Raw genomic sequence first — 20,293 nt, forward strand, 5'->3', positions numbered from 1 at the left:
GAGTAAGTGCGCTCTAACACTCAACTACTGGTCATTCTTCTGACCAGCTTATTACTAACAGCATGCGGTGGCGATAAAACAACAAAAGAAGTCGCAACAGCTCCTGATCAGTCTGGTTTGATTATTACTGTCGAAAATGGCTTATCAGCTGAATTCGCACAAGGCGATGTCACACTTAATGCAATAAGTAACACAGTCACAACAGACACCACATTTACTTACACTGAGACGAGCGCTTCAAGCACGGATATAGAGCAAGGTATTGTCTCGAGTATTCATACCTTTCGCCCTAATAACCTGATATTTGCTGAGCCATTAACTTTAGCGATTAAATTACCCGATGAACAAACCAACCTTGCTTTTAGCATAGTGCAGTTAGTCGATGAGCAATGGCAAACTCTCAGTACAGAACAAAGCAATGATGGATTTGCAGTCAGTGCTATTACAGAATTTGGTAGCTTTGCTTTAATGTCTCGCACCGTTCCTGCAGCCAGTAAAACCATTGGCGAGCAATGTAATGACACAGCCAGTAACCAAACAGTACGCTTTATTCATGTTGCTGACTTACACGCGCGCTTTGGCTTTAAAGAGCAGTTATTCAGCCGTATTCGCAGTTACTACGACAATGCAAAACTTGAAAACCCTAACACCTTATTCACCAATGGCGGTGACGATTATGAAAAAGGCACCGTAGCTGAACAAACATCACAAGGGTTAGCCACTGTTGAAGCAATAAAAGCCATGGCTTTCGACGTACGTGTGATTGGTAACCACGACTATGCGTGGGGACCTGAGCAACTATTGGACTTTGCCGATGACGATAATGCCATCGTGCTTTCAAGTAACACCGAATATGATGGTAGCAGCGAGACGCCGTTTGCCGGTGTCGATTTTTCGGTTGTCCAAGTAGGTTGCCTACGTATCGGCTTTTTTGGCATGACTTCTGTGCCTTGGAATGAACTCGATGAACCAGTTGAAGACGAGCCAATTCCTGATTTTATCGCTAATTTCAAAATGAATTGGCAGTGGCAAGAAGTGGCTGAGCAAATTGTTAACCAATATCGTCAAGATGTTGATTACATGGTCATGGTGAGTCACTTAGGTGAAGGTACTGACACCCGCATTGCACAAAATGTTACGGGAATTGATTTAGTGCTTGGTGGGCATACCCATGGCGGTGAAAGTTATCAAACCTTAGATAACGGCAGTATTGTTATTCAGCCAAACTTTTTTGCACAAGGTCTGACTGATCTTACCTTAACCTTTAACCTTGAGGACAAAACACTTGCGGATGTTAATTACAATACAGTTCCAACCGCCAACATTACGACCCTAGATGAAAGCACTAAAACCGCCATCGATGAAATCATGGGTCGCTATGCTCCAGACGCAAACACCGAAATTGCCGTTTCAGAAAACTACCCCACTGCAGAAGAACTCACCACGATTACAGCCAAAGCGACTATGCAGCAGTTTCCCGAGATTGATGCCGCCTTGCTTGATGCAAGCCAAGTACAAGATCGCTGGCTACCGGGTACGTTAACCCAAGAAGACTTCCATGCTGCATTTAAGGTTGAACGCCAACCATCAAACACCCCAGGCTTTAATTCAATTTATCAAGTTGAGGTGACTGGCAGCCAGTTGAAAAGCATGCTCGAAAGCCAGCCTGAATGGGTCTTGGTTGTGCCAGATAACATTGACGATGCAAGCACTTACCAGGTTGCTTTATTTAAAGGCCCAGCGCTAAATAGCGAATTGTTCTTCCCTGCTCTGCCAAACTTAGAAGTACAATTGGTCGCTGAAAGTTGGTGGCTGCTTGATAACTACGCGCGAGCACGCACCAGCCAATGTTTATATATCGATACCGATAACATGCTTAATGCCTGTAAAGCAGATGATGCGGTCACAGTATGGAATTTTAACAACCCTGAGCAAGGCTTTAGCAGCGACTTTGGTCCTGCAACACTCAGCTTTTATGACCCTGAAGACAAAAATTGGGGCCCAGAAGATAGCCAATTTGCCACCACCACTGAGCTTGAAGTTGCTGATTTACCAAACGGTGCTTCAGGCGTGCTCGCCTTTGCTCGACATAGCCCAACGCAAGGCTTAACCTTAACGGCTAATAGTGCTGCAAACGGTGATTACCAATCTGAAGGGCTTATCGCTGATTACACCTTAGTGATGGATATTATGTGGCCAGAACAAAGCACCAATGAGTGGCGCTCATTACTACAAACAGATCTTACCAATAGTGATGACGCAGACCTTTACGTTAGTCGAGATAACGCCATCGGTATTGCCACCAGTGACAGTGGTTACTTTGGCGAGCTTACAGCAAACAGCTGGCACCGTATTGCTTTTGTGTTTTATGCTGCTCCAAACAACGGGGCACTAAAAATTTATCTTGATGGCGAGCTGATTGGTATTAAAGATGAAGGTGAAATCAATGAGCGCTGGGCAATCAACGATGCGGCCTTACTTTTAACCGATAATGACTACGAAACTAAGCCGGGTTACTTAAACGCCTTGTTATTTGCTGGTCGTGCAATGACAGATGCCGAGATTGCTAATATGGGTGCTGCACAGCAGCAACTTAATTTTACGCAATCAACCCGTACCTTAAACCAAGTGGTTGAGCGCCATTATCAAGCTGCGCCACAAATTATGAATAACCCTTGGTTACAACAACGCAGCAAGTTTTTTAACAAAGCGCGCCAAACTGTAAACTAAACTATACAATCAACTTAATAAAAAAGGTCGTTTCAGGCCTTTTTTATTGCCTGATAAACAATGAAATTTACTATTAATTACATATAGATAGACATAAAAAAGGCTAACCTCTTTTAGTCAGTCTGGTGGCTTACTCATTGCCTTTGAAACTGCAACTGCTGAAATTAAAATCATTGTCCCATTTAATTTACAAAAGGGGCTTTGGCTAAATAGTGCAGGGCTCTTCCCCTTATTGAGATTCTGGTTAATCATCCGCTCATTACAGAACAATAATTCTTTTTTAGCGCAGTGCTTATAATTGCGGGAGTAATGACAATGAGCGAAGTAAATAATCCATTAGGCCTAATGGGCATTGAATTCACTGAATACGCAACACCAGATGCAGATTACATGGACAAAGTGTTTACTGATTTTGGCTTCTCAAAGCTAAAAAAATTCAAAGGTAAAGACATTGTTTACTACAACCAACATGACATTCATTTCTTATTAAACAATGAACGTGAAGGTTTCTCTGCTGAATTTGCTAAAAGCCACGGTCCAGCAATCTGTTCTATGGGTTGGCGTGTAGAGAATGCACAAAAAGCATTCGAAGTTGCTGTTGAGCGCGGTGCAAAACCTGCGACAGATTCAACTCACAAAAACTTACCATACCCTGCTATTTACGGTATCGGCGACAGCTTAATTTATTTCATCGAGCAATTTGGCGACAAAGGTTCTATCTATGAGTCAGACTTTGAAGATTTAAGCGAGCAAAACATTGTTGAAGACAAAGGCTTCATCCGTATCGACCATTTAACCAATAACGTTTATAAAGGCACGATGGAAACATGGGCTAACTTTTATAAAGACGTATTTGGTTTTACTGAAGTTCGTTACTTCGACATTAAAGGTCAAAAAACTGCGTTATTATCTTACGCACTTAAATCTCCGTGCGGTACTTTCTCGATTCCAATCAACGAAGGTAAAGATAACAACAATAACCAAATCGATGAGTACTTAAATGAGTACAATGGTCCGGGTGTACAACATTTAGCATTCCTTACGAATGACCTAGTAAGTTCACTTGATAAGCTTGACCAATCAACGATTGCCACGCTTGATATCATCCCTGAGTACTACGACACTATTTTTGACCGTGTGCCTTGGGTTAAAGAAGATAAAGAGAAGATCCGTAAGCATCAGATCCTAGTAGATAGCCAAAGCGAAAACTGTTACCTACTACAAATCTTCTCGAAGAACCTATTCGGTCCTATCTTCATCGAGATGATCCAACGTGTAGATGACGGCGGTTTCGGTGAAGGTAACTTCCAAGCGCTTTTCGAATCAATCGAACGTGATCAAGAGCGTCGTGGTGTAATCTAAATCATCATAATGAATAAAAAGCAGCGTGTGGTTTGGGTAAATTCACACGCTGCTTTTTGTCGTTTTAAATTCTGTTTTAAACTAACTGTTTAAATTGCGTTGATTGCCTCCATATACATAACTAATAAATCAGCGCGAACCAATAAGGAAAGAGTATGAGCCTAATTAACGAAACCCACGATATTAATCTAAAAAGCTGGGTTGCATCTGCTAACGAAGCGAACTGTGACTTCCCAATTCAAAATCTTCCTTTTGCAGAAGTACGTCGTAAAAATTCAGACGAAGCGTTCCGTGGCGCTGTCGCAATTGGTGATCAAGTTATCGACTTAGCAAAAGTAAATGAACTTGGTTTATTCTCTGGTGATGCACAGGTTGCCGTTAAAGCAGCAAGCCAAACTACACTCAATGAATTTATGGGTCTTGGTCAGCAGTATTGGTCTGCACTTCGTCTAGCATTATCAAAAGCACTCCGTGAAGGTGCGAGTGAGCAAGCGCAATTAAGCGAAGCGCTTATCGCTCAGGCAGACATCGAATTTGCGCTACCGTGCCGTATTGGTGATTACACTGACTTTTATACCTCTATTTACCACGCAACAGCGGTAGGTAGTCTATTCCGCCCTGATAACCCACTTCTACCTAACTACAAATGGGTACCAATTGGTTATCACGGCCGTTCTTCGTCAATTGATGTTTCAGGTCAAACGTTCCACCGCCCTAACGGTCAAACTAAAGCGCCAGATGCAGAAGTACCATCATTCGGCCCTTGTAAACGTCTAGACTACGAACTTGAGTTAGGTATCTACCTTGGTAAAGGTAATGAATTAGGCGATGCTATTGCCATCGAAAATGCTGAAAACCACGTATTTGGTTTCTGTGTATTTAATGACTGGTCTGCCCGTGATTTACAAGCGTGGGAATACCAGCCTCTTGGTCCATTCCTTGCGAAGAACTTCGCTTCGACTGTATCTCCTTGGATTGTTACGACAGAAGCACTGGCACCATTTAGAACAAACTGGACACGTGACGAGAACGATCCACAACCAATGGACTATTTAGAGTCAGCTCATAACCGTGAGTTTGGTGCATTCGATATCAAAATGGATGTACAAATCGAAACTGAAAAGATGCGTGCAGCTGGCGAAGCACCAACACAAGTATCTAAATCAAGCTTCAAGCACTCTTACTGGACAGTCGCGCAAATGGTGACTCACCACACTGTAAATGGCTGTAACTTCCAACCAGGCGACATGTTAGGTTCAGGTACGCAATCAGGTCCTGAGCACGAAGAAGCAGGCTCATTATTAGAACTATCACGCGGTGGTAAAGAAAAGATCACCCTAGCTAATGGCGAACAACGTGCTTTCTTAGAAGATGGCGACAACGTAATCATGCGTGGTTGGTGTGAAAAAGACGGTTTTGCACGTATTGGTTTTGGTTCAGTCGAAGGTACAGTACTACCTGCCAAATAAAAATAACTAGCTATTTTTATTTCCAGAACAACGATTAAGGGCATTTTTTGCCCTTTTTTTTGCATTTTTTTCAGTTGAGTTACAATTTTTTGCTGGCTTTTTTAAATCAGATTGCTATCTTAGCTCGGTTATTAGTCAAATTTTGTACGCCATGTTAGTTAAACTTAAGTCTTTTTATCGCACGTTTTTTCCAGCTCGTCAGCTGTTGATCCGTCAAAATGGCGAGGTAAAACACTTAGTATTAGCCCCTTGGGTGCAATTAACGACTTTACTAGTCATTTTAACCGCTATTGTTTGGTTAAGCATTTCGACACTACAAATCATTTCTCAAGCTGACAAGATCACCAGCATTGAACAAACCCAGCTTACGAAACAGCAAGAATGGCAAAAACAGCATTATCAGCAACAAGCTGTCTATGAAAAACAGCTCGAGCAATTAGCCGTACTTGAACAAAAACAAGCGCTATTGCAAAGCATGATCGAGTCATTACCAGAATCAATGAACAAACCGGCACTGCCAACCGACGCAGAGCCATTGCTTTTACCTGTTCAGGAGCACGCTGAAGAGTTTCACGCACCTTTAGAAGATGAACAGCAACCAAAACAAGTTAAACGCTTAGAGAGCATTTCTGAGCGCCTAGCTCGCCTTGATGCAGCTTATAACAACAGCTTTGTTGTATTAGATGAGCAAATTAAACTTCGCCACCAAGAAATTGTTGCGATGTTAGAGGGCGCAGGCCTTGATAGTAGCCTTGCCAATGGTTCGGTATTAGAAGGTACAGATACCGCACAGGGTGGTCCATTAGACTTATTCGACGAATCAAAAATCCCTCTTGAGTTTTTAGCAATTGCCGACAAATTGCTGGCATTAAATAACCTCGAAAACTTACTGAGCGAATTACCACAAACACTTCCTGCTGCCGATTACTACATTTCAAGTAGTTATGGTCTACGAAAAGATCCAATGAATGGCCGCCGCGCTTTTCACAAAGGCGTTGATTTAGCAGGTTGGCATAAAACCGAAATTTTTGCTCCCGCTGACGGCACCGTTTTGCGTGCTGGTCGTAATGGCGGTTATGGCAACTTTATCGAACTACAACACAAAAATGGCTTCGTTACTCGCTTCGGTCACCTTAATAAAATTAAGGTTAAAAAAGGCCAAACAGTGACTAAAGACGATGTCATCGGCTTAATGGGTAGTACTGGCCGTAGTACCAGTACTCACCTACATTACGAAGTTTTAGTGAATGGCAAACATGTCAACCCTGTTAAAATAACAAAGGCGCTTTCTCGTGTTCGGTAAAAAAAAACAATCAGCAGCTAGCTCGTCTGGCTCATCTTTAAAAAGAACCAACCACACTCCTTCAATTATTTCTGAAGACGTTCGTTTAACTGGCGGCCTCAGCAGCCAAGGTGAAGTTCAGCTTGACGGTCGTATCGAAGGCGATTTACGTGTTAAGCATTTAGTGATTGGTCACACTGGCATGATTGAAGGTGTTATTGAAGCAGACAGTGTCATCGTCAAAGGTAAAATTATTGGTTCGCTTATTGCCAATAAAGTGACAATTGAAAGCACTGCAGAAGTTCATGGCGATGTATTTCATGACACCCTGAGCATCGAAGCCGGCGCAATCATTGAAGGCAGCTTAAAACATCGTAATGAAGAAGATAATGTGGCGCCTATTAAGCCTGAAGAACAAAACAGCTCTTCAATACTGGCTGATGATGACAACGACCTGTCGTTTGTAAACAAACAAGCCGCTGATAAGTCTTAACGCTTTTTGGCGGTTACATACATTGTGATATCCGCGGTGAAAACGAGTTCATCGCGGCTATTATAAACCTTCACTGGTACTAGCAAGTCTTGCTTTTCTAACCACTCACTCGGCACTTCAACCTTTGCAACAGCACGCATATCTGTGTCAATTTTCGCTAAATAATTCACTGTCATGCCTTTTGGGATCCAGCGATGTGTTTTTGCCGGCACAGTTGCATCAACCATCAAGCCAGCGCATAGCTCAGCAACATTACATTGTGCAATTGCATGGATGGTACCAATGTGATTATGGATTGCTCGGCGATTTTTAACAGTTGCACTGCAATGCCCAGCAGTTAAATCTGTGATCAATGGCTTTATTGAACCAAAGTAAGGGGCTTTAAAGCACACGGCTTTACTAAACAACCAGTTACCCTTCGGCAGTGACTGACATTTAGTCCATATTTTTAATAATGATGATTGTGAGCTCACGACGTTTATCCATTATTTTTATGATGAGAGATAAAAAACTAACACATCAGACCAGATAGCGGAATGGAAAATTATTGTAAGCAGTTTTGATGATTACGTATGTACTTCACTTTTAACTACCTGAACGCTTTTCTTTTCCTTTAGGGGCACATAAAATACCGTTTTAAAGGAGAGCGAATGCAGTCACGCCAGCACAAAAACCTCAGCTTACTATTTATTCTTGGCCTTCTGGTTATCTTTAGCCCGTTAGCAATTGATATTTACTTACCCGCATTTCCGACCATTGCAGAACAATTCAGCGCTTCAGAAAAGCAAATTCAGCAAACCGTCGCTATTTTTATGCTTACCGTTGGGCTTGGACAGCTCATTGCAGGGCCATTAGCAGATAAATTTGGTCGTAAGCCTGTGGCAATCACCGGTGTGACAATTTATGGTTTAGCGGCTTTTGGCGCGTATCTGGCACCTGATTTTGCAAGCCTGATGATTGCAAGAGCACTACAAGGATTGGGGGCCTGTGCCACATTTGTAGTAGCATTTGCGATTGTAAGAGATAGATTTGGTAGTGAACGCAGCGGCCAAATCATTACTTATCTTAATGGTATCGTCTGCTTTATCCCTGCCCTCGCGCCTATTTTAGGCGCTTGGCTCACAGTACAGTTTGGCTGGCGCATGAACTTTTTATTCATGGCTGTATTTGCACTCATTGGTTTATTCATAACCTTGTTAATGTATAAAGAAACCCGCCCTGCAGATAGTGTATATAGTGGGCATATTCTTGACTTACGCCGTTTTATGCCAATCATCGGCACACCATTGTTTTTATTTCATAGCTTAATTTGCTTAGTAACTATGTCGGCTATTTTAGTATTCGTTACCTTAGCCCCTGGTTGGCTTATTACTGAATTAGGTGGCAGTGTTACCGACTTTACTTTCTGGTTTACCTGTAATGCAGTATTGAGCATTGTTGCAAGCTTTATTATGCCGCTGTACATCAAACGCCAACCAAAACGCGCGTTAAAAGCAGGACTCTTATTACTTGTAACAGCCGGTATCCTAATGTTGGCCTTTAGCCAACAACGAACGGCCCTTGCGTTGATGTTTCCGATGTTTATTGCTGCGTTTGGTTTTGCACTGACACTTGGCTCATCAGCAGGCCGTGCACTAAGTTTATTTCCTAAGCAAGCAGGCACAGCATCAGCACTTATTGGCTTAATGCAAATGAGTGGCGCAAGCTTATTAGTGTTTATAACGCAATTGTTAAATTTAACAACACCGGTATTAATTGGCGTGCACTTTTTAATGCTCATCCCATTTACCTATTTATTGTTCAAACATAAGCACTTGTCATAAAAAAGTTTTATCATACTTTTGTCATAACGGGTAAATGAGAATCGTTATATTCTATTTACCCGTTTAGACATCTTGTTATTTCCTACCGTTATAAAAAGCATCTTTCTAGAATAATTTGTTCCAGTTTTATGGATTATTTTGCTTGTACCTATAGCTTCATTAAACTACTGTTTACTTGCGTTAACATTTGGTTAACTCAACAACATGTTTGGGATACGAATTATGAAAAAGAATAAATTAGCATTAGCACTGATCATCAGTGGATTATGTGCAGCAGGAACTGCAAACGCAGCAAATGACCGTTACATCATTCAAGTAGACAACAATAAAAAAGGCGTAGTTAAAGCACTCGCTAAAAAGCTTGGTGGTGATATTAAAGTTGATGGTAATGGCTTTATTGCAGCGCAATTTACAGGTCATGACCTTGCAAGTGTAAAAGGCTTACTAAACAACCCTCACATCAAACTGGTTGAAGAAGACCAAAAACGTGTACCAATGGCGCTTTATAACGATGACGCTGGTAATGCAATGCAGCAGCAATTAACGCCTTACGCAGTTTACCAATCACAAGCTGATCAAGTTACCTTCGATGCAAATGCTGGCATGAAAGTATGTGTAATTGACTCAGGTTTAGATGCTACAAACCCTGATTTCATTTGGGGTAACATTACAGGTGATAATGACAGTGGCACAGGCAACTGGTACGACAATGGTGGCCCACATGGTACTCACGTAGCAGGTACAATTGGCGCAGCAGACAACAATGTTGGTGTGGTTGGTATGGCACCAGGTGTGGCAATGCACATCATCAAAGTATTCAACGCTGAAGGCTGGGGTTACTCTTCAGACTTAGCACACGCAGCAGATTTATGTTCTCAAGCAGGTGCAAATATCATCAGCATGAGCCTTGGTGGCGGTGGTTCAAATAGCACCGAATCTAACGCATTTGCTAATTTCACAAGTGCTGGCGGCTTAGTCGTTGCAGCAGCGGGTAACGATGGTAACAGCGTACGTTCATACCCTGCAGGCTATCCATCAGTAATGATGGTTGGCGCAAATGATGCGGACAACCAAATTGCAGATTTCTCGCAGTTCCCTAGCTGTACAACGGGTCGTGGTAAACGCGCTACTACAGATGAAACTATCTGTGTTGAAGTAACAGCAGGTGGTGTTGATACTCTTTCTACTTACCCTGCTGGTATGGCAACGTCAGCTAGCTTAGCAGCTGATGGCGCAGGCTTTGCTACTTCATCAATGGAAAACTCAGGTAATGCATCAGGCACGGCGTATTACATGGGTACTGCTGAAAGCGTAGATGCTGGCGCAGCGGGCAAAATTTGTATGATTGACCGCGGTAATATCTCGTTCTATGACAAGGTAAATAACTGCGAGAATTCAGGCGGTATCGGTGCTGTTATCATCAATAACGAAGCAGGCATGTTATACGCTACACTAGGCGAAACTAACGATACAACAATTCCAGCTGTAGGTGCGGCACTTGAAGACCGTTCAGCTCTTCTTTCAAGCACAACTATTGATATCGCAATTGGTACCAGTGATTATGGTTTCATGAGCGGTACATCAATGGCAACACCAGCTGTTTCAGGTGTCGCAGCGCTAGTATGGTCAAATCACCCTGAGTGTACGGGTACAGAAATCCGTGATGCACTAAAAGCAACGGCAGAAGATCAAGGTGCTTCTGGTCACGATGTTTACTTCGGTCACGGTATTGTTAAAGCAGCTGACGCAGATGCATACCTAACAGCCAATGGCTGTGCAGGTGGTGGCGATAATGGCGGTGGCACAACACCAGGTGGTGATGATATTAGTCTTTCTACTTCAGGTTATAAGTCAAAAGGCACTAAATACATTGATTTAAGCTGGAGTGGCGCTGCTACAAGCACTGTAGATGTTTACCGTAATGGTAGCAAAGTAGGCTCAGTGGCAAACACTAACAGCTATACTGACACTATCACAACAAAAGGTGGTGGCACTTACACTTACCAAGTATGTGAAGCACAAAGCACAACTGTTTGTTCAAACAACAGCACTGTGACGTTCTAATACTTTCCCCAACCCAAATCAGCGGGCATTGATTGCCCGCTTTTTCTTTTTCTAGAAGCTTGTTAAAATCAACTACCTAGCTTTTTATCTTTGTGCCGATGATCAATCCAGAATTTCTACTGTCGTTTTTAGGCGCCAGCTTTTTAATTGCCGTGGCCCCCGGCCCTTCTAATGCATTTTTAATGGCACAAACCTTTGCCAATGGCCGTAAAGCCGGGATGCAAAGTGCCTTTGGTTTTGCCTTAGGTGGTGTGGTGCATACTTTTTTTGCGGTGGTAGGTTTAACGGCAATTTTAAAAGCGTCGACTGTTGCCTATACCACAGTTCAGTATTTAGGTGCGGCGTACCTGTGCTATTTGGGCATAATGACGCTAAAAGACACCTTTACACAGCCTGAGTCAGAGTGCGAAGAAAAACCCCATGTAAGTACCAGTAAAAAGCAAAATGTGATGTTTCAAGCAATGATGACCGAGGTACTTAATCCAAAAGTCGCTCTATTCTTTATTGCGTTTATTCCGCAGTTCGTCGATCCGAGCTTATCTTCAACGACCTTTCAGCTCGCTTTTTTTGGATTACTCTACCCGCTTTTTGCTTTTCCTATCGACTGCACGTATATTTATTTCGGCGATAAGATAGCCAGTTATTTTCGTGAGCACCCACAAACCCAAATTTGGATTGATCGGATCACGGGGCTGGTGTTTATTGCACTAGCAATTAACCTATTGATATAAGAGCACTTATGGAACAAAAACAACAAGCCTTACCAGCCAAAAAGAATATTGCCCTCGTAGCCCATGATGGTAAAAAAGCAGCCCTACAGGCGTGGTGTGAAAAGCACCAAGACATTTTAAGTAAGCACACACTATACGGTACGGGCACAACAGGTCATTTAATCGAGCGTACAACAGGGCTTGAAGTAATTAAGCTGCTAAGCGGCCCTATGGGTGGCGATCAACAACTCGGTGCTAAAATTGCTGAACATGAAGTGCACATGCTGGTGTTTTTCTGGGATCCACTTGCATCGCAGCCACACGACCCTGATGTAAAAGCATTACTACGTTTAGCTGCGGTTTGGAATATTCCTGTTGCCTGTAATGAAGTCAGTGCCGATATGCTATTAAGCTCACCTATGATGGAAACTGAGCTGTGCCGCACGTTGCCAGATTACGAAAAATACCTCGCAACGCGCCAAGTGACTCTTTAGTTCTATAAGTCGATATATCAAAGTGGGGGCTATTAGCTATAAAGCTTGTGCGCCCACTTAGTTAAACCTGCAGTAACACTACCAAAGTGATCCCCGTTCAGCATATTTATATCGCCTAAATGGGATTTTAACGCGGCCTTGATCAGCGGTGATTGCGCGCTACCGCCTGTTAAGTAAATGACATCAGGTGTTGTGCCAGCTTCTTGAATCGCTTGTTTAGCTAGGCTCACTATCTGACTTATTGAGTCATCAACAGCTAAAGCTAGATCTTTTAGCGTTAAGCACTGTATTAAGTCTGAATCTAAGAAGCGTAAATCTGTAGTAAATTCATTGGCTGACGAGAGCGCAATTTTTGCCGCCTCGCCTTGCTGCACTAATTGATGACCTTGCTTATTTTGCTGCAATTGAATTAAGCGTTTAAAAAGTGCAGGCTCTTTAACTTCTCGAAGTTGAGTCAGTAACTCACGATGATGGGCATCGCTATAAAACTGGCTTTGCAGATTCACATCATTGATTTTACAGGCTTGCCAAAACGGTTGATTCGGCAGTGGAAGACCCGATTTAAACTCAGTGCCTAAACCTAGTAATGGCATTAAACCATGAAAGCTCAGCGCAATATCTAAGTCATTTCCACCCACACGCTTACCACTGTGAGCTAAAAAGTCATTGTCACGGCATTGCTTGTCACGAAAGCTCGGCCCCATTTGTACAAATGAGCAATCGCTAGTACCCCCGCCAATATCGACAACCAACACTTTTTGGTCTTGCTGCAATGAGGTTTCATAATCAATCCCCGCCGCTAATGGCTCATATAAAAACGACACCTCTTTAAAGCCTGCGCGCTTTGCTGCTCGCTCTAATATGCCGAGCGCTTGTTGATTAGACTCTTCACCACCGACTGATTGAAAGTTTACCGGTCGTCCAATTACCGTTTCTGTTAATGTGTCTTGCAATGATTGCTCGGCGCGTTGTTTAATTTTTAAAATCATCGCCGTGGCAATGTCTTCAAAGAAGTTTATTTGCCCTTGCTTTAAGCCTACTGCACCAAAGAATGACTTAGGTGATTTTACAAAGTAACCTTCTTCAGGAAATTGCACATACTCGCTAATTGCTTCGCGACCTATAAATAAGGTCTCATCACCAGCTTGTATATCAAGATCAGATTTAATACGAGGAATGGTATTTAAAAGCGCTTGTCGCTCAGTTTTAAAGTCGTGCTCAAATGGGCTACCCGTAAGGTGTTTTGTCACAAAATCGACAACTAATGCACTGTGATGAGTATAAAGTGTTGAGGGTAAATATTGCTTGCCCTGCTCAAGCGGCACTAAAGAGACTTGTTGCTCGTTATTCATTACACCGATTGCACAATTTGAGCTACCGTAATCAAAGCCTGCAAACATTCTAACACCTATACATCAATAAAAAGGCCGCGAAATTTACCATAGTCGCAGCCGTTTTTGAATGACGCTATGGCGTTTCATGTAAAAAGCTTGCAAAACGTGGTAGGCCATTCTTAGTAAAGCCATGATATTTGTAGGTAATAGTACTACCTATCGCTGGGGGCGATGATCTTTGTTGATCGGTAAACCCCGAGCCAATTTTAAACTCGGTACCATCACTGCTGCGCACCTTGAGTGCACCAAGCATATTTTTATACTTACCCTTTCCTGCGATATAACCGATTACAACCGCTTCAGCGTCAAAATAAGGCTTTAACTTTAGCAATGCATCACTTCGCCCTGCACTATGCTTTGCAGCTGCTAGATGCAACATGACGCCCTCAGCTCCTTGTGCGATTAGTTCATCCATAAACAAACTAAGTTGCTTGTTATCATTAAAGTGCATTTGCGCAACGGCTTTAATATGCTCACTTTGCAGCTGGTTTACTAACCTTGTGTAGTTTTCATAGCGTTGACTAAATGGCGTTGTCGCATCCGGCATATCAAATATCATATAACTGACGGTTTGCCATTCTGATTCTACAGGTGTGACTTTTCGAACGATCCCGCTCACATTGGCAAAATCTTGGCGCTTAGTCCAAAGCTCTCCATCAAGCCAAACACCTGGCAGTGGATCTGTGAACCACTTGGGGGCATAAATTGGGTTACCATTTCGGGTTACTAATTGACTCCCTGTCCAAATAGCTCGAACGCCATCATATTTTTCACTAACTAAATAGTCAGATACATTTACCTTTTCGGCTTGATAGACGTTTGCTAAAAGGACTGAAGGAGCTTGTTGCGCTTCGGCTGAAAAGCCTATAAATAACGTGATTGCGCACAAAAGCGCACGAGTGAATTTAACCATCATTGCTTCCTTGCAAATTTGTGAGTATTAACTGGCTTTGACTACTTAACAAAAGCAGCTTAGCAACAGTCAGCTAATTATAGTTTAGTTTGTAGCCATTTGAAAAATTCGTTCAAATCAGCAAACACACCCGCGGCTTTACTAAAATCATGCTCTAACGTGAAATGATTTGGCACCGCATACACAGCAACACCGGCATTGCTTGCTGCAGTGACACCGGTAAAGGTATCTTCGACGGCTACAGCCTCATTAGCCTTTATATCTAGCGTATCTAGAGCTAATTGATAAGGGTCACCAGCAGGTTTAGGATTATTAACATCATCTTTGGTAACCACACAGTCAAACCAATCGAAAATGCCATAGCCTTTTAAAATAGGATAGGCTTCATCTTTTGCACTACCTGTTACTAATGCCATTTTTAAATCACTGGCTTTGACTTGCTCAAGCACCGCTTTTGCATGTGGCATAAAGGCGGGCAAATTAGTACTAACAAAACGGCCAAATGCAGCGTACTTATCATCCGTTAACTGTTCTGGGCTGATAGTAAGCCCATAATTTGTCACAACCTCTTTAGCGGCTTCAAGTGTTGGTCTTCCTGAGAAGCGCTGACAAAACGTAGCTTCATCATACTGCACGCCAAAAGGAGCTAACAAATCATTCCAAATATTAAAATGCACACTTTCAGAGTCAACCAAGGTGCCATCCATATCAAACAATACTGCTTTTAAAGTCATCCTCATTCCTTCAAAGTAAAAAGGTGCCATAGGCACCTTTAAATATGATTATTCAGTTAAGCCCGCAGGTGGCTCAGCAAACGCTTCTTCGCCTGTTTCTACATCAACCAGCTCGTAGCCACGTTGCTTTCTTACCACTTTTAAAACCGGCTTAGAAAACGCTGTTTTTAAACGATCTGCATCTGCTTCAAGTTCTTCGACTGTATTACCAAATGGTGCTGCACCGGTTTCTGACCAGTTAGTTACTTTACCATTTAAGTTATATTCAACTTCATGAATTTGATATTGTGCCGCTTCATCTTTTGTTGCTTCACAAAAAATTACACGGTAGTTCCAAAATCCAGCCATAGTTATTCTCTTTCTCTTCAATTAATCCTGCCACTTTAGCAGTTACCAACGCGATTATAAACGAAAAAACCCGCTATACAGCGGGTTTTAATAGGACTTATTATTTCAGCTTAGAAGAAGCTTACTTTGAACTCAGCACCGATGTAACGCTCTTCGTTCACCATTGCTGTGTTGTTATTGAAGTCGATAGCACCGATTGATTGTTGCTCGTCGAACATGTTACGAACGAATGCTGATACTTCATATTCGTTGTCGCCTTCAGCCCAAGCATAACCTGCACGTAAACCTACTTCAGTTAACGGCTTGCCTTCAAACTCAACTGACTCGTATAAGAAGTAGTTGATTTCGCTGCGGTAAGACACGTCAGCGTAAGTGAAGAATTCACCGTCAGCTACTTCGCGGCTATAGCGTAATGTAAGGTTAGAGATCCACTCAGGTGCGTGCGGTAAGCTGTTACCATCAAGGATAGCTTGACCTGCGCTGTTTAATGAGTTTGTTACAGTACACTGCGCACATACGTCAACGGCTAGGTCTTTATCATCAAGCTCAGTGTTGTTGTAGCTTAAGTTAAATGTAGCGTTTAGGTTGTCAGTTAATACCCACTCAGTGTCTAACTCAAAACCGTAACCAGTTGTCTTATCAGCATTAACTAAACGGTTGAAGTTTGCACCACCACCTACAGCTGTTAATTGTTGGTCATCCATTGTGTAGTAGAACACAGTTGCGTTTACACGACCTTGGCCGTCAAGTACGTCTGATTTGATACCTGTTTCAAAAGACGTCACAGTTTCAGACTCAGCAACAGTTACTTCATCACCGAATAAAATACGACCTTGGATACTTGGTGCACGGAAGCTGTTAGCAACACGCGCGTACCAGTTTACGTCGTCGTTGATCTTGTAGTTAGCAGATAAATCCCAGCTAACGTGATCGTCACTTGGGTTTTCTGTTAGGAATAACGCACCGCCACCTGCTGGGCTTAAAGTACGGTTTGCAGAGAACTCTTTTTCGTCATCTGAGTAACGTAGACCTGCAGTGATTTTTAAGTCGTCAGTGATTGTGTAATCTAATGAACCGAATACCGCCCATGCTTTTGTATCTTGCTGCTGGATAACATAGCCGTTTAACTCACCTGGTGTTGAACCATAAGTGTCGTAGCTGAAGTTTTCGATTGTTAGCGCTTCATCAAAGTAGAAAACACCTACTTGGAAGTTTACGTCGCCAGCATAGTTGCTAGATAAACGAAGTTCTTGCGTGTATTGGTCTTGATCTGGAATACCGTCAGCACTTTCAGAATAGAACGGGATAAAACCTGGGCCCATATCTGGTAAGTAGCTTGCACCGTAACCACCGTCGATGTCAGCGCGAGAATAGATTTCAGCGCTTTCCCATGCAGAGATTGACGTAAGAGTTAAATCATTGATATCCCACTCAAGCTTTAAGCTTGCGCCTTGAGATTCAACTTGCTGTGTCGCACGAGAAGCAGCATCGTGGTAAACCACATCATGTTCGTAGTTATCAGCTAAATCGTTTGTGCCTGCTTTAATAGCGTTACCACGGAATGCGATTGGCGTACCGTCCATATCACGAACGTGGTAGTTGAAAAGACCAGTGAAATCGTCACCTTCATATAAGAACTGAACACGTGCAGCTTTTTCAGTGTAACCACCTAATACGTCATCTTGTTCAAAACCCGGTGCACGGTTATCGATGTAATCGTCTTTTTCTTGCCAAAGTACAGAAACACGCGTTGATAAACGGTCTGTTAGGCCACCGCCAACAGCACCTTCAAAATCAACTGCGCCACGGCTACCGTAAGATACTGAGCCATAGCCTTCAAATTCTTGTGATGGCTTAACTGTATCAAATTTAACAAGGCCAGCCGGTGTGTTACGACCGAATAAAGTACCTTGTGGGCCACGTAGAACTTCTACACGTGCTACGTCAAATACAGGGAAACCTTTTAAGATTGCGTTCTCTTGAACAACTTCGTCTACAACTAACGAAACTGGTTGAGAAGCATTTAGGTCAAAGTCAGTGTTACCTAGACCACGAACATAAAAGCGTGGGAAAGAACGACCAAACGAAGATTCGATTGATAAGCTTGGGATCTTCGCATTCATAAAACGAATATCCATACCAGCTGAGCTGTAAGCGTCTAAGCTGTCACCTTGTAATGCAGATACAGCTACAGGTACTTCCTGTGCGTTTTCTACACGTTTACGAGCGGTGATTTGAATAACTTCTAGTTGGTTGTTTTTTTCTGCTGTCGCTTCGTCGGCAGCAAGAGTTGAAAATGAAGTACCTGCTACGGCAGAGAACAACGTTGCATTGATAAGTGTTGCTAACGTAGATCTTTTCATTGCTTTCATGTCGGGTTTTAACCTTTTTTATGCACTCTTATTCAACGGTGATGATGTTGCGTCAATTCATTTGACGGGCTCGGCCAATTTTTCGCGCCTTGTAATAAGCTGCGCGGACCTCTAGTTCGAGAGTGCAAAACGAAGTAAAGAGGCTGAACGAACGCTGACGATTATAACACTTTATGACACTTTTACTGCATTAAAAATTAGAAATATACAATTTTTTTACAACAATTAGCGGCAACATCGCCGCATTTAGAAGATTTTATGCAATTATTTTTCACCAAAGCGGACATATGTCCTGTGCATCTAATTGCAACAATGTGTAGACATTATGTACAAATGAGAGCCGCTTTCATTTACCCCTTTTTTAGCAACTAATCAGCCACACGTGCGAATTCTGGGTTGGCTAATTCACATTCATGCTCATTTAATAAGCCTAAGATTGCTAAGTTTAACTCTTCGATTACTTCCATATAAAAAGCAAAGTCGACGGTCTCTACGTAGCTTAGTACATCCACTTGTAAAGCCCAAGGCGTGAAGCCTTTAAAGCGAACACGGCAAGGCTCAAAGGCAATGTGCTTATGTTGCTCTAAAAGCTCTCTTAGGGCTTGCATAAACGACATTAGGTTTTGTTGCTTAGTATTGGCACTGAGCATCAATTTAGGTCGATAAGAAATACGCTCTCGTTCAGAAACATTCTCAAGCTGCATATCAACAAACTTTGCATTCGCTACATAGATAACTGAACGATCAAGCGTTCGAATTCGCGTTGCTCTTAGTCCTATTTCTTCTACCGTGCCTAACTGGCTGCCAAACTTACATAAGCTACCTATTTTTACTGGTGCAGAAATATATAAAGTGATTGCTGCAATGATATTCTCAACCGTTTTTTGCGCTGCAAGGGCAATTGCAAGGCCACCAATACCTAAACCTGCCAGTAAGGTAGTGGCATTAAAGCCTAAGTTTTCAAACCACATGAATAGCAACGAAATGACAATCAGGGTTTTTGCTACATTACTTATAGGGCGTAATAAGAAAATCGCTTGTGGTTTATCTTGTCTAATAAAGCGCTGGCTTAATCTGTGTTTGGCAAGATCAACTGCCCGTAGGCAAATCCAGCCCCAAGCGATCAATAACACGGTCGCGCCATGGAATAGCGCCATCACAGCAATAGTTACATTAGATTGGTCGTTCAATGAACGCGCCATAAATACCGCAAGTAACAGGCTAACCGGCCCATTAATAAAACCAATAACGTCTTTTTCTATAGGGACTTTTAAGTGTGCGAGAATAAATGTGATTATGCGGGTAATGATAATCGCGACCGCTAAAAACAGTACAAATGTGAAGGCAAAGTAAATCCACTGCCAAAGCATCACACCCAAAAATTCAATGTCTGGTAGGTTATCGTAAAGCCACTCACCAACTCGGTTATAGCCATACTCTTTGGTGAGTAGAGGGATTTGACTTACGGTGGCATTCGATATTTTCCAGATCCGGTTACCTGTTTTATCATCAGGTACACTTTGCAATAAAATTTGCACCTTACCTTGTGAAGTGCTGATTTCTCCAACCAAATCACGATAACTAGGCACGCTTTCTTTTTGCTTTCCTTTAGGCTTATTGCTCAAGTTATCAACATCGACCCACAAGGTACGGTCAAGTACCACTGATAGATTTTCAGCAAGCTGAATTTTTCCTAATGCCTCAACTTCTTTGGGTAAGTTACGATAGTCAAGATAATGGCTGGCACGTTCAAAATCTCGGTCCCGGGCCGCTTTTAAGTACCCCTGCATGGAGCTGCGTGGTGTAATTCGGTCAAAGGCATCATAGGGTAAGTCATCTTCAAGAGGCTCCTGCACTTTTTCCGTTGTAGCAGGTGTATTCGTTTCAGATTCTTGTTTGGCCGGCTTTTGTTCGGCTTGCTCTTCCTTGTTGTCTTTATCAATTAAGGATTTAACGGTCACTTCAGGTGTAGTTGTTGCCCATAATGGCGCATTAAACAACAGTAAAAAACACACTAATAACTTACTAAATTGTAATGAAAACTTGGTATTACAACGGCTCACACTCTATTCCTTGTTCGATAAACATTAAATCGCTGAAATAAT

At 42.4% G+C, this 20,293-nt stretch carries 16 protein-coding genes; 9 read left to right on the forward strand and 7 right to left on the reverse strand.

Annotated features, from left to right (window positions below; genetic code table 11):
* Positions 1–6 precede the first annotated feature (6 nt).
* The 5 genes from AUR67_RS12440 to AUR67_RS12460 all read left to right on the forward strand — a co-directional run bounded on the left by AUR67_RS12440 (position 7) and on the right by AUR67_RS12460 (position 7,336).
* Positions 7–2,730 (forward strand): metallophosphoesterase, encoded by a 2,724-nt coding sequence (locus tag AUR67_RS12440; RefSeq protein WP_058585498.1) that lies wholly within the window; start codon positions 7–9, stop codon positions 2,728–2,730.
* Positions 2,731–3,045: 315 nt separating this feature from the next.
* Positions 3,046–4,092 carry a 4-hydroxyphenylpyruvate dioxygenase gene (hppD, locus tag AUR67_RS12445; RefSeq protein ID WP_055021474.1) on the forward strand — a complete coding sequence of 349 codons (1,047 nt, stop codon included), beginning with the start codon at positions 3,046–3,048 and terminating at the stop codon, positions 4,090–4,092.
* A gap of 155 nt (positions 4,093–4,247) precedes the next feature.
* Complete coding sequence (gene fahA, locus AUR67_RS12450) at positions 4,248–5,561, forward strand: fumarylacetoacetase (RefSeq protein ID WP_058585499.1); 1,314 nt, start codon at positions 4,248–4,250, stop codon at positions 5,559–5,561.
* A gap of 151 nt (positions 5,562–5,712) precedes the next feature.
* Positions 5,713–6,864 (forward strand): M23 family metallopeptidase, encoded by a 1,152-nt coding sequence (locus AUR67_RS12455; protein WP_054561943.1) that lies wholly within the window; start codon positions 5,713–5,715, stop codon positions 6,862–6,864.
* A complete protein-coding gene (locus AUR67_RS12460; protein WP_054561944.1) occupies positions 6,854–7,336 on the forward strand; it encodes a bactofilin family protein in 483 nt (160 codons plus the stop codon). The genes AUR67_RS12455 and AUR67_RS12460 overlap by 11 nt, the downstream gene beginning before the upstream one ends.
* On the opposite strand, the gene AUR67_RS12465 is transcribed toward AUR67_RS12460, so the two are convergent.
* The gene (locus AUR67_RS12465) at positions 7,333–7,809 is read right to left on the reverse strand and encodes a hotdog fold domain-containing protein (protein WP_058585500.1); all 477 of its coding nucleotides are present in this window, start codon (positions 7,807–7,809) and stop codon (positions 7,333–7,335) included. The genes AUR67_RS12460 and AUR67_RS12465 overlap by 4 nt on opposite strands.
* Before the next feature lie 177 nt (positions 7,810–7,986).
* Between AUR67_RS12465 and AUR67_RS12470 the strand changes: the two genes are divergently transcribed.
* The 4 genes from AUR67_RS12470 (at position 7,987) to AUR67_RS12485 (ending at position 12,427) form a co-directional block, all read left to right on the forward strand.
* Positions 7,987–9,159: a multidrug effflux MFS transporter gene (locus AUR67_RS12470; protein WP_058585501.1), complete on the forward strand. Its 1,173-nt coding sequence runs from the start codon at positions 7,987–7,989 to the stop codon at positions 9,157–9,159.
* A gap of 222 nt (positions 9,160–9,381) precedes the next feature.
* Positions 9,382–11,223 (forward strand): S8 family serine peptidase, encoded by a 1,842-nt coding sequence (locus AUR67_RS12475; protein WP_058585502.1) that lies wholly within the window; start codon positions 9,382–9,384, stop codon positions 11,221–11,223.
* Between the two features lie 98 nt (positions 11,224–11,321).
* Positions 11,322–11,954, forward strand: coding sequence for a LysE family translocator (locus tag AUR67_RS12480; protein WP_058585503.1), 633 nt, complete (start codon positions 11,322–11,324; stop codon positions 11,952–11,954).
* An 8-nt stretch (positions 11,955–11,962) separates the two neighbouring features.
* Entirely contained in the window at positions 11,963–12,427 is a 465-nt protein-coding gene (locus tag AUR67_RS12485; protein WP_054551787.1) for a methylglyoxal synthase, read from the forward strand.
* A gap of 32 nt (positions 12,428–12,459) precedes the next feature.
* Here AUR67_RS12485 and yegD read toward each other — a convergent pair whose 3' ends face one another.
* The 6 genes from yegD to AUR67_RS12515 form a co-directional block, all read right to left on the reverse strand.
* Positions 12,460–13,827 carry a molecular chaperone gene (gene yegD / locus AUR67_RS12490; protein ID WP_058585504.1) on the reverse strand — a complete coding sequence of 456 codons (1,368 nt, stop codon included), beginning with the start codon at positions 13,825–13,827 and terminating at the stop codon, positions 12,460–12,462.
* Between the two features lie 67 nt (positions 13,828–13,894).
* Positions 13,895–14,734 (reverse strand): DNA ligase, encoded by an 840-nt coding sequence (locus tag AUR67_RS12495; protein WP_058585505.1) that lies wholly within the window; start codon positions 14,732–14,734, stop codon positions 13,895–13,897.
* 77 nt (positions 14,735–14,811) lie between these two features.
* Positions 14,812–15,468 (reverse strand): HAD family hydrolase, encoded by a 657-nt coding sequence (locus tag AUR67_RS12500; protein WP_058585506.1) that lies wholly within the window; start codon positions 15,466–15,468, stop codon positions 14,812–14,814.
* Between the two features lie 48 nt (positions 15,469–15,516).
* Positions 15,517–15,816, reverse strand: a complete 300-nt coding sequence (locus AUR67_RS12505) for a hypothetical protein (RefSeq protein WP_054561952.1) — start codon at positions 15,814–15,816, stop codon at positions 15,517–15,519.
* Positions 15,817–15,926: 110 nt separating this feature from the next.
* A complete protein-coding gene (locus AUR67_RS12510) occupies positions 15,927–18,188 on the reverse strand; it encodes a TonB-dependent receptor (RefSeq protein ID WP_058585507.1) in 2,262 nt (753 codons plus the stop codon).
* Positions 18,189–18,556: 368 nt separating this feature from the next.
* Positions 18,557–20,251, reverse strand: a complete 1,695-nt coding sequence (locus AUR67_RS12515) for a mechanosensitive ion channel family protein (protein ID WP_058585508.1) — start codon at positions 20,249–20,251, stop codon at positions 18,557–18,559.
* Positions 20,252–20,293: the final 42 nt, after the last annotated feature.

The sequence above is a fragment of the Pseudoalteromonas sp. XI10 genome (assembly GCF_001469895.1).
GTDB lineage: Bacteria > Pseudomonadota > Gammaproteobacteria > Enterobacterales > Alteromonadaceae > Pseudoalteromonas.

Excerpts from the sequence above, each read along its gene's own strand:
- hppD (WP_055021474.1), top strand. The coding sequence starts at position 3,046 with ATGAGCGAAGTAAATAATCCATTAGGCCTAATGGGCATTGAATTCACT.
- fahA (WP_058585499.1), top strand. The coding sequence starts at position 4,248 with ATGAGCCTAATTAACGAAACCCACGATATTAATCTAAAAAGCTGGGTT.
- AUR67_RS12455 (WP_054561943.1), top strand. The coding sequence starts at position 5,713 with ATGTTAGTTAAACTTAAGTCTTTTTATCGCACGTTTTTTCCAGCTCGT.
- AUR67_RS12470 (WP_058585501.1), top strand. The coding sequence starts at position 7,987 with ATGCAGTCACGCCAGCACAAAAACCTCAGCTTACTATTTATTCTTGGC.
- AUR67_RS12475 (WP_058585502.1), top strand. The coding sequence starts at position 9,382 with ATGAAAAAGAATAAATTAGCATTAGCACTGATCATCAGTGGATTATGT.
- AUR67_RS12480 (WP_058585503.1), top strand. The coding sequence starts at position 11,322 with ATGATCAATCCAGAATTTCTACTGTCGTTTTTAGGCGCCAGCTTTTTA.
- AUR67_RS12485 (WP_054551787.1), top strand. The coding sequence starts at position 11,963 with ATGGAACAAAAACAACAAGCCTTACCAGCCAAAAAGAATATTGCCCTC.
- yegD (WP_058585504.1), bottom strand. The coding sequence starts at position 13,827 with ATGTTTGCAGGCTTTGATTACGGTAGCTCAAATTGTGCAATCGGTGTA.
- AUR67_RS12495 (WP_058585505.1), bottom strand. The coding sequence starts at position 14,734 with ATGGTTAAATTCACTCGTGCGCTTTTGTGCGCAATCACGTTATTTATA.
- AUR67_RS12500 (WP_058585506.1), bottom strand. The coding sequence starts at position 15,468 with ATGACTTTAAAAGCAGTATTGTTTGATATGGATGGCACCTTGGTTGAC.
- AUR67_RS12505 (WP_054561952.1), bottom strand. The coding sequence starts at position 15,816 with ATGGCTGGATTTTGGAACTACCGTGTAATTTTTTGTGAAGCAACAAAA.
- AUR67_RS12510 (WP_058585507.1), bottom strand. The coding sequence starts at position 18,188 with ATGAAAGCAATGAAAAGATCTACGTTAGCAACACTTATCAATGCAACG.